Below are 12978 nucleotides of genomic sequence, written 5' to 3'. Positions count from 1 at the left end.
GTGTAACCGGCGGAGCAAACAATGCAGTTTTCAAAAATGCACGGTCTCGGCAATGATTTTATGGTCGTTGACGCAGTCACTCAGAATGTTTTTTTCTCGCCGGAACTGATTCGCCGGCTGTCCGACCGCCATCTGGGCGTAGGGTTTGATCAGTTACTGATCGTTGAGCCGCCTTATGACCCGGAACTGGATTTTCATTATCGCATCTTCAACGCCGATGGCAGTGAAGTCGCACAATGCGGTAACGGCGCCCGCTGTTTTGCCCGTTTTGTCCGGCTGAAAGGGCTGACCAACAAAAAAGATATCCGGGTCAGCACCCACACCGGCAGGATGGTTCTGACCGTCAACAGTGATGAAACCGTGCGGGTGAATATGGGCGAGCCGGATTTTGAACCGGCGAATATTCCTTTTCGCGCCAACAAAGCCGAAAACCTTTATCTGCTGCGGTTAGCTGAGCAGACCCTGATGTTCGGTGCCGTTTCCATGGGCAATCCGCATTGTGTTATTCAGGTGGACAATATTAAAACCGCGGCTGTTGAGGTGCTCGGCCCGCAGATGGAAAGCCATGAGCGCTTTCCTGAACGGGTCAATGTCGGTTTTATGGAAGTGGTTTCCCGTGCTCATATCCGTTTAAGGGTCTATGAGCGGGGAGCCGGAGAAACGCAGGCCTGTGGTAGCGGAGCCTGCGCGGCAGTTGCCAGTGGTATACTTCAGGGATTGCTGGCGGCGAATGTCCGGGTCGATTTACCGGGCGGCAGTTTAACGATCACCTGGGACGGGCCGGGTACCCCGCTGTATATGACGGGCCCGGCAACACATGTTTACGACGGATTTATCCATTTATGAAACCCGATGAAGAACCGGAATTACTGAAAGATATGGCACCTGATGAGCAATCTGTCAGTGACTATTTGTGTCGTAATCCTGATTTCTTTATCCGTAATGCCCGCCAGGTCGAACAGATGCAGGTACCTCATCCGGTGAGGGGGAGTGTTTCGCTGGTGGAATGGCACATGGCGCGCCAGCGTAATCACATTCAGCAACTGGAAGAAGAAATCACCTTGCTGATGGAGCAAGCCACGGCGAATCAGCAGCTTTTCGGGCAGTTATTAGCGTTACAGTCACACCTCGCGGCAGCGGGCAGTCTGCAGGATATGCTTGAACGGTTACACCGCTGGGCCAGAGGTCTCGGGCTGGCAGGGGCTACCGTCCGTCTGTTCAGTGAAAAATGGTTGCTGGGTGCACCGTCGGGGTTTACCGGCCTCGGGCTGTCCCGGCAGGCGTTTGATTCATTGCGGATCCAGCGCTTTGGCCGCCGCCAGCATTATCTTGGCCCGCTGAACGGGCCGGAATTACTCCTGTTATTGCCGGAAGCGAAGGCGATAGGCTCGGTGGCTATGTCGCTGATGGGCGAAGATGAGGACCTCGGTGTGCTTATCTTCAGCAGTCGTGATAAACATCATTACCAGCCGGGAATGGGCACCGAATTACTGCAATATCTGGCCGGAATGCTGCCCGAACTTCTGACCCGATGGGTTTCCCGCCAATGAGTGCCGCCGACCTCGCCGATAGCCTGCAGGCACCTGTCGACCGTTTTCTGCGTTACCTGAAGGTCGAGCGCCAGTTGAGTCCGCTAACGCTGACCAGTTATCAGCGGCAGTTAACGGCGTTGATCCTGCTGATGAAGGAGGCCGGTCTGCAGCAGTGGGCGCAACTGGAGCCTGCCCATGTCCGTGCGCTGGCAGCGAAAAGTCGCCGTAACGGGTTACAGACGACCAGTCTGGCATTACGGTTGTCCGCCTTACGCAGCTTTCTTGACTGGCAGGTCGACCAGGGGGCATTACCGGCTAACCCGGCGAAGGGGATTGCCACGCCGAAAACGTCCCGTCATCTGCCAAAAAATATAGATGTCGATGAAATGGGGCAGTTGCTGGACATCGACCTCAATGACCCGTTATCGGTGCGTGACCGGACCATGCTGGAGGTGATGTACGGCGCCGGATTACGTTTAGCAGAGCTGGTCAACCTGGATTGCCGCCATTTCGATGCGGAGTCCGGGGAAATCCTGGTCACGGGGAAAGGCAGTAAAGAACGGCGATTACCGATAGGGCGCACGGCCTGTGAATGGATGTTACGCTGGCTGCAAATGCGGGAGTTATTTGGTCCGCAGGAGGATGCGGTCTTTCTTTCTCAGCAGGGCAACCGTATCTCCGCGCGTAATGTTCAGAAGCGTTTTGCCGGCTGGGGGGTGAAACAGGGACTCAGCAGCCATATCCATCCGCATAAATTGCGTCATTCGTTTGCCACCCATATGCTGGAGTCCAGCGGCGATTTACGTGCTGTCCAGGAGCTGCTGGGCCATGCGAACCTGTCGACCACCCAGATCTATACTCATCTGGACTTTCAGCATCTGGCTTCGGTGTATGATGCTGCCCATCCGCGGGCGAAACGAGGAAAAAAATAATGCACTTTTACCGACCTCCGGGAAAGATCCGCGCCATGACCTTTGATCTGGATGACACGCTGTACGATAACGGCGATGTGATCCTGACGACGGTCAGAAAAACACATCAGGCGTTACAGCAGTGGCACCCGGCGTTAGCCGGGGTGACGGTCAGTGACTATGAAGCCGCCCGTGATCGGGTCAAACGTGAGGAACCGGAGGCCGTCCACGACGTCACGCTGTGGCGGGAAAAGGCGCTCTTCCGTGTGATGCTGAAGGCCGGGCTGCCGCATGAGACCTGCCATCAGGGGGTATCAGAGGTGATGTCTGTGTTTGCCCGCTGGCGCAGCGACGTGGAGATGCCGGACGCTACCCACCGCACTCTGGGTTATCTGGCGGAACGCATACCGCTGGTAGCGATCACCAACGGGAATGCGGAACCGGAAAAAATGGGCATTGCTGGGTATTTTCGCTTTATTCTGCGTGCCGGACCGGATGGCCGGGCAAAACCGGCGCAGGATATGTATCGGCTGGCGGCAGAACGCCTGCAATTACCGGCGACAGAAATACTGCATATCGGCGATGATCTGACGACCGATGTTGCCGGGGCCATTGCCAATGGCTTTCAGTCCTGCTGGATAAATCCCGGTGACCGTGACCTGATGACAGCCCCGGATGCCCGTCTGTTGCCCCATCTGGAAATTTCGCGGTTGGATTCGCTGATGACGCTGGTATAATGGCTGTAAAAATATACAGTTAAATTTCTCCTCAATTGCGGTGCTTATGGACGTTTCTGATCTGCTCAACAGTTTAAATGATAACCAGCGTGAAGCCGTGGCGGCACCGCGCAGCAATTTGCTGGTGCTGGCGGGTGCCGGTAGTGGTAAAACCCGCGTGCTGGTACACCGGATCGCCTGGTTGCTGACCGTTGAGAACTGTTCTCCCTACTCCATTATGGCGGTGACCTTCACCAACAAAGCGGCGGCAGAGATGCGCCACCGGATTGAACAGGTGCTGGGGACCAGTCAGGGAGGTATGTGGATTGGGACGTTCCATGGCCTGGCCCATCGGTTATTACGCGCCCATCCGCTGGATGCGGGGTTACCTGCCGATTTCCAGATCCTGGACAGCGAAGATCAGTTACGGTTACTGAAACGCCTGATCAAAGCGCTGAATCTGGATGATAAGCAGTGGCCTGCCCGGCAGGCCATGTGGTACATCAACGGTAAAAAAGACGAAGGCCTGCGGCCAAAGCATATCGAAAGTTACGGCAATCCGGTTGAGCAGACCTGGCTGAAAATTTATCAGGCCTATCAGGAAGCCTGTGACCGCGCCGGGCTGGTCGATTTTGCAGAACTGCTGCTCCGCGCCCATGAGTTATGGCTCAATAAGCCGCATATCCTTAACCACTACCGTGAGCGTTTTACCAATCTGCTGGTGGACGAATTCCAGGATACCAATAATATCCAGTATGCCTGGATACGGATGCTGGCAGGTGATACGGGACGAGTCATGATCGTCGGTGATGATGACCAGTCGATTTACGGCTGGCGTGGCGCACAGGTCGAAAATATTCAGCGTTTCCTGAACGACTTCCCGGGCGCACATACCATCCGTCTGGAACAGAATTACCGTTCTACCCGTAACATTCTTAAAGCCGCCAATACGCTGATCGCCAATAATGAAGGGCGTCTGGGGAAAGAACTCTGGACAGAAGACAGCGACGGGGAACCGATTTCGCTGTATTGCGCGTTCAACGAGCTGGATGAATCGCGCTTTGTGGTCGGGCGGATCCGGCACTGGCATGAGCAGGGCGGGGCACTGGCCGATTGCGCCATCCTCTATCGCAGTAACGCCCAATCCCGTGTGCTGGAAGAAGCCCTGCTACAAAGCAGTCTGCCTTACCGGATCTATGGTGGCATGCGCTTCTTCGAACGACAGGAGATCAAGGATTCCCTGGCGTATCTGCGTCTGATCTCTAACCGTAATGACGATGCGGCGTTTGAGCGGGTGGTCAATACTCCGACCCGCGGCATCGGTGACCGGACGCTTGATGTGGTACGTCAGGCAGCCCGCGATCGCCAGCTGACGTTATGGCAATCCTCCCGTGAGTTGCTGACAGAGAAAGTCCTGGCCGGCCGGGCGGCCTCGGCGCTGCAACGTTTTATTGAACTGATCGATTCCCTGTCTCATGAAACCTGCGAACTGCCCTTGCATGTACAGACCGATCGCGTCATTAAAGACTCCGGCCTGTGGATGATGTATGAGCAGGAAAAAGGGGAGAAAGGACAGGCCCGGATAGAAAACCTTGAAGAACTGGTGACGGCGACTCGCCAGTTCAGCTATCAGGATGAAGACCAGGATCTGATGCCGCTGCAGGCCTTTCTGTCGCATGCGGCGCTGGAAGCGGGTGAAGGACAAGCCGACAAATGGCAGGATGCGGTTCAACTGATGACCATGCATGCCGCAAAAGGTCTCGAGTTCAGCCAGGTGTTTATTGTCGGTATGGAAGAAGGCATGTTTCCGAGCCAGATGTCGCTGGAAGAAGGTGACCGGCTTGAAGAAGAACGCCGCCTGGCCTATGTCGGGGTGACGCGTGCGATGCAGAAACTGACCCTGACCTATGCGGAAAGCCGCCGGTTATACGGTAAAGAGGTCTCACATCGTCCTTCACGCTTTATCAGGGAGATCCCGGAAGAATGTGTCGAAGAGGTGCGGTTACGGGCCAGTGTCAGCCGTCCGGTCAGTCATCAGCGGATGGGTGCCCCGGTCACCAGCAATGACAGCGGTTATAGCCTGGGTCAGCGGGTAAAACATGCCAAATTTGGTGAAGGAACTATTATTAATCTGGAAGGCAGCGGTGATCATTGCCGGCTGCAAATCGCTTTTCAGGGACAAGGCGTGAAATGGCTGGTGGCCGCGTATGCCAGACTGGAAAGTGTCTGATCGACGGGACTAACCTTGACGATTTTTTCATCCCGTCGTAACATGCGCGCACTATTATTATTAAGAGGACAATGCCTTGGACACGCCCAGTCGCTGCTGGCAAACAGACCTGAATAACAGGCTACCCCGCTAAGGCAACCTCATACCGGTAGCCGTAGCGGTTACCGGTGACCCTCTGTAACTCACCGTCATTTGCGCCAGCATTGATTTATCACATTTGTGGTTTCTGTGTTCGGGCACCAGCTGTGCCGATCATCGGTTATCTGCGGTCTACAGCCTTGTCTCATCCTGTCAGAAATGGGGAGTACGTACTGCTATGCTGAGTGCATTTAAACTGGAAGAAAATCGTCTGAGCCGTATGGAAATGGAGAGCGGGAATACGTCTCTTGCACCGTCGGTCTGGATCGATCTGATTGAACCTGATGAACAGGAACGTGATTACGTTCAGGAAGAGCTGGGACAGAGTCTGGCGACCCGTCCTGAGCTGGAAGACATCGAAGCCTCAGCGCGTTTTTTTGAAGACGAAGATGGCCTGCATATCCACTCCTTCTTCTTTTTTGAAGATGCCGATGATCATGCGGGTAATGCGACAGTGGCCTTTACTATCCGTGATGACCGTCTTTTTACTCTGCGTGAGCGTGAGTTACCGGCATTCCGTCTCTATCGTATGCGTGCGCGCAACCAGACTCTGATCGATGGTAATGCGTTTGAACTGCTGCTGGATCTGTTCGAGACCAAAATCGAGCAACTGGCGGATGAAATCGAGAATATCTACACCGCGCTGGAAAAGTTAAGCCGCGTGATTATGGAAGGCCAGCAGGGTGAAGAGTACGACGAGGCACTTTCACGACTGGCTGAACTGGAAGATATTGGCTGGAAGGTCCGCTTATGTCTGATGGATACACAGCGGGCGCTGAACTTCCTGGTGCGTAAAGCCCGTCTGCCGGCAAATCAGCTGGAACAGGCCCGTGAAATTCTGCGCGATATCGATTCACTGTTACCTCATAATGAATCGCTGTTCCAGAAAGTAAACTTTCTGATGCAGGCCGCGATGGGTTTCATCAGTATCGAACAGAACCGTATCATCAAGATCTTCTCGGTCGTTTCGGTAGTGTTCCTGCCTCCGACACTGGTTGCATCAAGCTATGGGATGAACTTTGAGTTTATGCCGGAACTGAAATGGACATTCGGGTATCCGGGTGCCGTTTTACTGATGATCCTGGCGGCACTGGCCCCTTACCTTTACTTCAAACGTCGTAACTGGCTGTAAGTCAGCCGGCGAAACAGGCAGCCCGGGGCTGCCTGTTTACTTTTCAGCAGTTTAACCACGATGGGTCAGGTAATGCTGCATTTCTTCTGCGGGTACCATTCCGCCGCCGGTTCCCCAGATGAGATGTGTCGCATTCTGTAACGGGAGATCGGCAAACGTTTCGATGATCCGCGCAACGCCCGGCGCCCCCGCCAGCGCGGAAGGCTCCAGTTGCAGGTCTTCCGTGGCATCCAGTAACTGTAATAATTCGAACAGTTCTTTATCCGGCACCGTATAGCACCCGTCGATCATCCTTGCCATGGAACGCCCCACAAAACCTGAAGGACGACCAACCGCCAGTCCGTCTGCCGCCGTACGATTACTGATCCCAAAGTCGGCTACCGATAATGCGTCATGCAGCCCGGTATATAACCCCATCAGCATACAGGGGGACTCCGTCGGCTCGGCAAAGAAGCAATGGACATGATCACCGAAGGCCAGTTTCAGACCGAAAGCGATCCCGCCCGGCCCACCGCCAACTCCGCAGGGCAGATAGACGCATAGCGGATGCTCAGCATCGACCGGGATATTCTTCTCCGCCAGTTGGGCTTTGAGTCTTTCACCGGCCACGGCATAGCCCAGGAACAGGTTCCTGGAGTTTTCATCATCGATGAAGTAGCAATGCTCATCTTGCTCTGCCTGCTGACGCCCCTGTTCAACCGCCTGACCATAATCCCCCGCATACTCCACGACGTTAACGCCGTGGCTGCGCAGTTTATCTTTCTTCCATTGCCGCGCATCGGCGGACATGTGCACGGTGGTGTCGAAGCCCAGCCCCGACGCGGCAATACCGATAGATAAGCCCAGATTACCGGTACTGCCGACGGCGATCCGGTGGCGACGGAACAGGTCCCGGCAGGAGTCGCTGGCGAGGATGCGGTAATCATCGGTCAGTGATACTGCACCGTGGCGGAGAGCCAGTTGCTCGGCATGGAACAACACTTCATAAATTCCGCCTCTGGCTTTCACGGACCCGGAGATCGGTAAATGGCTGTCTTTCTTCAGCCATAAACGCGGTTGCCAGGGTAAGGTATAACGCCCGGTTAATGCGGCAGAAAATGCCGGGACTTCCTGTAATTCTGACTCAATGATCCCCCGGGTGGCAGCGACTTCAGGGAAAAGTTCAGCCAGAAGGGGGGCAAAGCGCTGCAGACGTGCGCTGGCCTCACTGACATCGGCCGCGGTCAGACGGATATCGCCCAGGGCCTCGCTGAACGGTGCAAGCCCCGGGTTACGCCAGCACACCGGCACGGTAGCCAGTAAGGATGACATCAGCGGATAGTCGTGCTGCCACGTGTCGATACTTTTTCCATAAACAATCATCTGTCTTTTTATCTCCTGAAAACCGGGCGTCAGACTGCTGACGCCCCTTCCATGGCCGTACGATGCTCCGCGGCGGATAACGGCGGATGGGTGACCGGTGTCCACAGGTCGACCTGGCCTGATTTCAGCGCCTGCAGATCAGGCAGAGGACGGCACAGATCCTCTGTGGTTTCACAATACGCTTCCAGCGCCCGGGCCGCCAGCATCAGCTCCAGATCACCCCGGAATTTACCGATCACCTGCATACCGAAAGGCATGTTTTTATGGTCCACTCCCATCGGCATCGAGAGCGCCGGATTCGTCGCTAAGGTGACCACATAGGTCAGTGCCAGCCAGCGGTAGTAATTATCCAGAGGGACACCGTTCACTGAGTCCAGATACGGTTGCTGCCAGGGAAAAGCGGACACCGGAGTGACCGGAGAAAGGATCAGGTCATATTTCTCAAACTGTGTCTGAAAATGGCGGAAAATCCGTGTCTGTTCCGCATTCCCCCGGACGCAATCCTTTAATGACATTTTCGCGCCCAGTTCATAGTTAGCCCGGGGGTTCGGCCCCAGAGAGTCAGGGTCTTTTTCATAGGCGGACTGCAGGCTGGCGACGAAGGCTTCGGCACGCAGGACATCGAAACAGGCATGCCCGTTTTCCATGCGAAACTCCGCTTCTTCGCAACTGGCGAACAGGCCTTTCAGGCGGCTGATTTTCTGACGGAAGACCTGACGGATCGAGTTATCAACATCACAGATCCCGAAGTCCTCGGTATAGCCTACCCGCAGTCCGGCCAGGGCCGTGGGGGACATATCGGTGATACTCTGCGGCATGGTGAACGGATAACTGAGCGGATCGTTGCCAGCCAGCCCGGCAGTGGCTGCCAGCTGCAGCCAGGTATCAGCCACATTTCTGCCCATCGGACCGACCACGGAGATCGGCGTCCATCCCAGCAGTTTACGCTCACTGGGGACCAGGCCCGGTGACGGGCGCAGACCCACGATACCGCATTTGGCCGCCGGAATACGTAAGGAGCCCCCGGTATCTGAACCACTGCACAGAGGCACCATGCTGGCTGCCAGGGCGGCGGCGGATCCTCCGGAAGAGCCTCCGGCATTCAGTTCAGGATTGAAGGGGTTACCGGTCGCTCCCCAGACCGCATTGCGGGTATTCGCCCCGGCACCCATTTCCGGGACATTGGTTTTCCCGACCACAATGGCGCCGGCCTGGCGTAAACGGTGAACCAGTTCATTATCTCTGGCGGGAACATTCGCCCGATATAATGGTGAACCATAGGTGGTCAGTAACCCTTCGGTCTCTTCCAGGTCCTTAATCCCGATGGGTAACCCGCGTAAAATCCCGCCCGGCTCCCCCCGCAAGATTGCCTGTTCGGCGAGGCGGGCTTCTTTTCTCGCCCGGTCGAAGGAAGTGGCGCAAAAAGCATTAATTTTCGGGTTCAGTTCCCCGATCCGGGTAATGCAGGACTCAAGAACCTCGCAGGGAGAGACTTCGCGCGTTTCGATCAGTTGCTTCAGTTCTGTTGCACTTAAATCGGCTAACTCGTCAGGATAAGACATGGCCGGGTTCTCCTGTGTCAGGGATGTCAGTCAGCTATCGCTCCGGCATAAGACGGGATAACTGTGTGGAATGTCAGGTCATTTCAATGGGGGAACAATGGCCTCACTGATAAAATCAATAAACTGTTCTGTGACCGGAGAGACGTGGTGGCTCGCCAGTGTCTGAATTTCGATAGAGCGGTCATTTTCTTTCAGTTCCGGCACATTCAGGGCGACGAGCCTGCCGGCGCTGAGGTGATGGCGGACAAAGACTTCCCCTCCGAACGTGACCGCGGATCCGGTGACAGCAAACTGCGCCAGGGTATCCAGGTTATCGGAGTCCAGCACGCTGTGGTAACTCAGCCCCTGACGGCTGCAGTAAATATCCAGCAGCTGACGCAAGGTGGTATTGATCCCCGGCAGGGCCAGAGGGACCTCTGCCAGATCGCGTAATGAGACTTCGTGGCGTTGTGCCAATAGGTGATCGGGTGAGACCAGCGCGAGCAGTGGGGCAGGCTGACTGTAGAGGACTTTGATGTCCCGGGTGGCTCCCAGACTGAAACTGAAGCCAATATCCACTTCACCTTCGCGCACCCTGCGGGTGACTTCACGTGCCGGGGCGACCTGCAGCTGAAATGTACAGTCCGGCCGGCGCTTGCGGAACCCGGCGATCCCCGCGGGCATAAAATGTGAGGCAAAACCGTGCGTGCAGGCAATTTTTATCCTCGACGCCGACACCTGGCGGAGTGACTGGATCTCGTTGGTGACCTGCACCGCATCCAGCAACGTCCGGCGGGCATAAGCGGCCAGTAATTCCCCGGCCGGTGTCAGAGTGACTCCCCGTGCCTGTCGTTCAAATAATGCAGTTTCCAGGGCGTTTTCCAGTCGCCTGATCTGCCGGCTGACGGCAGAGGGAACAACATGCATTCGTGTGGCAGCTTCGCTGATAGAACCGCAGTTAACCACCTGCATAAAGTACAGAACGGCGGTTTCGCTAAGAATTCGGGCATTCATGAGTGAAACATCTCCTGGCTGACGTCACAGCAGTGTAGCGGAACTCTTATCCCGATCTGCAAATAATCGTTCTGCTCTCCGTCACTCAGGCTTTACGGGCTTGTGCCAGTGGCAGGTCACGGCTTTTGGTCGTGCTGAACGTCAGGCTGACCAGTACCGCAACCGCGATGGAGGCCAGCAGGAACAGGAACGCCGACGGGTAACTGTGGGTCACCGAAATAATCAACCCGATAGCCAGCGGCGAGACAAATCCGGCGGCTTGTCCGCCAAAGTTAATGATGCCGATACCGGTCCCGACGAGTCGCTGTGCCAGTATTTTTGCCGGCAGAGCAAAAGCCACGGAGAAAACAAACGATTTGAAGAAATAGGCGATGGTCTGATACACCATGACTTCGGTGGTGGTATGCGCCTGATACATCCCGTAGACAAAGACACCGGTCAGCAGACAGCTCAGGATCAGCATCACTTTCTCTTTCCCTTCAAACCAGCGGGTCATGACCCAGCCACCGAGTGCTGAAGCGACACTGGCTGCGATAAAAGGCAGGGGCAGTAAAAAACCGACGGTTTTTAAATCCAGGCCACGGGCTTTCATCAGGTAGATGGGCATCCAGGCATCCAGCCCTTTATTGACCATGCTCAGACAGAACCAGATCAGCATGATTTTCCACAGAAACGGCATACGCATCAGTTCGCCGATCCCTTGCCGGGTGATCTTCTGCCGCTTTTCTGTGCTGTCGCCGCCGGTACGGGGGATAAACAGTCCGTAGAACAGTGCGAAAATAATCCCGGCGATGCCGATACTGAAAAAGGCGTCACGCCAGCCTAACCCAAGAATTAATGGCGCAATGATCAGCGGAGCAACAAAGCTGCCGACATAGTTGGATGAAATCAGCAGGCCGGTCATTTTCGGACGGGCGGTCCGTGGGTACAGTTCGGCAATCCCTTTCATGGCGGAAGACGGATATCCCCCTTCCCCGAGGCCAAACAGAAAGCGGATCACCAGCAGTGATGTCAGCGACCAGGCAAAACCGGTGAGTACCGTAAACAGGGACCAGAGGCCGATAGAAATAATAATGACGAACTTACTGCCAAACCTATCAGACAGCCATCCGCCCGGGATCTGCATGACGGTGTACCCGAGGTAAAACACGCTGAGTACAATCCCCAGTTCCGCCGGCCCCATATGAAAGTCTTTACCGATATGTACCAGTGAAAGGGATATTGCACTGCGGTCAACATAGGAAATCATAAAGCCGAGGTAAAGCAGGATAAAAGCAAACGTCGGGTGATTGAGCACTTTTCCGGTCTTCATCAGTATTTCCCCAGTGGTGAACACAGTTGATTCAGGCATGTTCTGTTGCCTGCCGCAGAGCAACAAGTGATTAATACTGACAACTGGGGTGACGGAAAATCATAGCACCAGCCTTGTGCGGACGCGCCTTCAGAGGGCAGTCTGCAGGCCAGAAGAACCGTTAGTGATGACCGCCCATGGTGCACCGCAGGTGCCTGGCTGAGAGTCGCGGGCCGCGGGGACGAAAGCAGAGTTTTTTCTTATGGGGAGGGGAAAATGCAGAAATCACCGCCGTCCGGGCTGCCGGCGGACGGCGACCCGGACGGCGGAAAGATTAATACTGAGAGTCGACAATCACCTCTTCCCCCAGGTCCCCGGCGTCAGGCAGGGGCTGATACGATGAGTTGGCGGCACGTAAAACGCGGATACCCCTGGCCCCGGCGTCACGGGCAGCGGTAATATCGCTGTCGGCATCCCCGTAGAAGATCCGGATGTTTTTTTGTTTAATCCAGCTCACTTTGGTGTTTTGTCCCGCACGGAAGCCACTGAAGATAACCTTATTCATGGCATTGTCGGGAATACCGAAGTCCTGCCGGATAGTCCGGCTGACGGTCTCGGTTTTGGTCGGGGTCCGGGCCGTAATAAAATAAATATGATCGCCACGCTTCAGGTGCATGGCGATCAGTTGTCTGGCCACCTGTTTCGGAATACTGAAGTCATCCCAGCCATTATTCATTTTCTGCCAGAACTGCGGATTATTCAGGTAAGCATCGCTACCCGGAGAAAACATCTGTTGCCCGCGATAAAAACCGGGAGTCGAATAGAGCAGGGTATCATCAATATCAAAACCGACGGCAATCGGAGGTTGTCCGCGCAGACTGTTTTCAATTTGCGGGACAGACACCCAGTGAACCGGTTGCTGGTGAGCGAGTTGAGCGACATTGACGCCCTGATACAGTGGAGGCTGGGGAGCGTCTTTGGCGTGCGCAAAAGGGCCGGTGATGACCAGTGAAAAAACACTCAGTGCCAGCAAACGTTTAACGGTATTCATTAACAGAGATCCTGATATTGTTAAATTCATCAATGAGATGGATATCTCTGATACCATTTT

11 protein-coding genes are annotated in these 12978 nt (G+C 55.2%); 6 read left to right on the top strand and 5 right to left on the bottom strand.

From position 1 onward, the window contains the following. Window positions 1-21: 21 nt before the first annotated feature. The 6 genes from dapF (at window position 22) to corA (ending at window position 6659) form a co-directional block, all read left to right on the top strand. A complete protein-coding gene (dapF, locus tag ABD035_RS11705; protein ID WP_212715088.1) occupies window positions 22-846 on the top strand; it encodes a diaminopimelate epimerase in 825 nt (274 codons plus the stop codon). Next, window positions 843-1550 (top strand): DUF484 domain-containing protein, encoded by a 708-nt coding sequence (locus tag ABD035_RS11700; protein WP_343870364.1) that lies wholly within the window; start codon window positions 843-845, stop codon window positions 1548-1550. Before dapF ends, ABD035_RS11700 begins: the two co-directional genes overlap by 4 nt. Beyond that, window positions 1547-2464 (top strand): tyrosine recombinase XerC, encoded by a 918-nt coding sequence (gene xerC, locus ABD035_RS11695; RefSeq protein WP_212715086.1) that lies wholly within the window; start codon window positions 1547-1549, stop codon window positions 2462-2464. The genes ABD035_RS11700 and xerC overlap by 4 nt, the downstream gene beginning before the upstream one ends. Then, entirely contained in the window at window positions 2464-3180 is a 717-nt protein-coding gene (gene yigB, locus ABD035_RS11690) for a 5-amino-6-(5-phospho-D-ribitylamino)uracil phosphatase YigB (RefSeq protein WP_343870361.1), read from the top strand. Before xerC ends, yigB begins: the two co-directional genes overlap by 1 nt. A gap of 46 nt (window positions 3181-3226) precedes the next feature. Then, window positions 3227-5389 carry a DNA helicase II gene (uvrD, locus tag ABD035_RS11685; RefSeq protein ID WP_343870359.1) on the top strand — a complete coding sequence of 721 codons (2163 nt, stop codon included), beginning with the start codon at window positions 3227-3229 and terminating at the stop codon, window positions 5387-5389. A 316-nt stretch (window positions 5390-5705) separates the two neighbouring features. Further along, window positions 5706-6659, top strand: coding sequence for a magnesium/cobalt transporter CorA (corA, locus tag ABD035_RS11680; RefSeq protein ID WP_212715083.1), 954 nt, complete (start codon window positions 5706-5708; stop codon window positions 6657-6659). A 51-nt stretch (window positions 6660-6710) separates the two neighbouring features. Here corA and dsdA read toward each other — a convergent pair whose 3' ends face one another. From dsdA to aphA, 5 genes are all read right to left on the bottom strand, one after another. Beyond that, the gene (gene dsdA / locus ABD035_RS11675) at window positions 6711-8021 is read right to left on the bottom strand and encodes a D-serine ammonia-lyase (protein ID WP_343870357.1); all 1311 of its coding nucleotides are present in this window, start codon (window positions 8019-8021) and stop codon (window positions 6711-6713) included. A 29-nt stretch (window positions 8022-8050) separates the two neighbouring features. Then, the gene (locus tag ABD035_RS11670; protein WP_212715081.1) at window positions 8051-9583 is read right to left on the bottom strand and encodes an amidase; all 1533 of its coding nucleotides are present in this window, start codon (window positions 9581-9583) and stop codon (window positions 8051-8053) included. A gap of 78 nt (window positions 9584-9661) precedes the next feature. Next, a complete protein-coding gene (locus ABD035_RS11665; protein WP_343870353.1) occupies window positions 9662-10576 on the bottom strand; it encodes a LysR substrate-binding domain-containing protein in 915 nt (304 codons plus the stop codon). 85 nt (window positions 10577-10661) lie between these two features. After that, window positions 10662-11927 (bottom strand): MFS transporter, encoded by a 1266-nt coding sequence (locus tag ABD035_RS11660; protein WP_249213666.1) that lies wholly within the window; start codon window positions 11925-11927, stop codon window positions 10662-10664. A 274-nt stretch (window positions 11928-12201) separates the two neighbouring features. Next, window positions 12202-12918 (bottom strand): acid phosphatase AphA, encoded by a 717-nt coding sequence (gene aphA, locus ABD035_RS11655; protein WP_343870350.1) that lies wholly within the window; start codon window positions 12916-12918, stop codon window positions 12202-12204. Window positions 12919-12978: the final 60 nt, after the last annotated feature.

Source organism: Tatumella terrea (assembly GCF_039523755.1).
In the GTDB taxonomy this organism is placed as follows: Bacteria; Pseudomonadota; Gammaproteobacteria; order Enterobacterales; family Enterobacteriaceae; genus Tatumella; species Tatumella terrea.
This window is presented reverse-complemented; position numbering and strand designations above follow the sequence as displayed.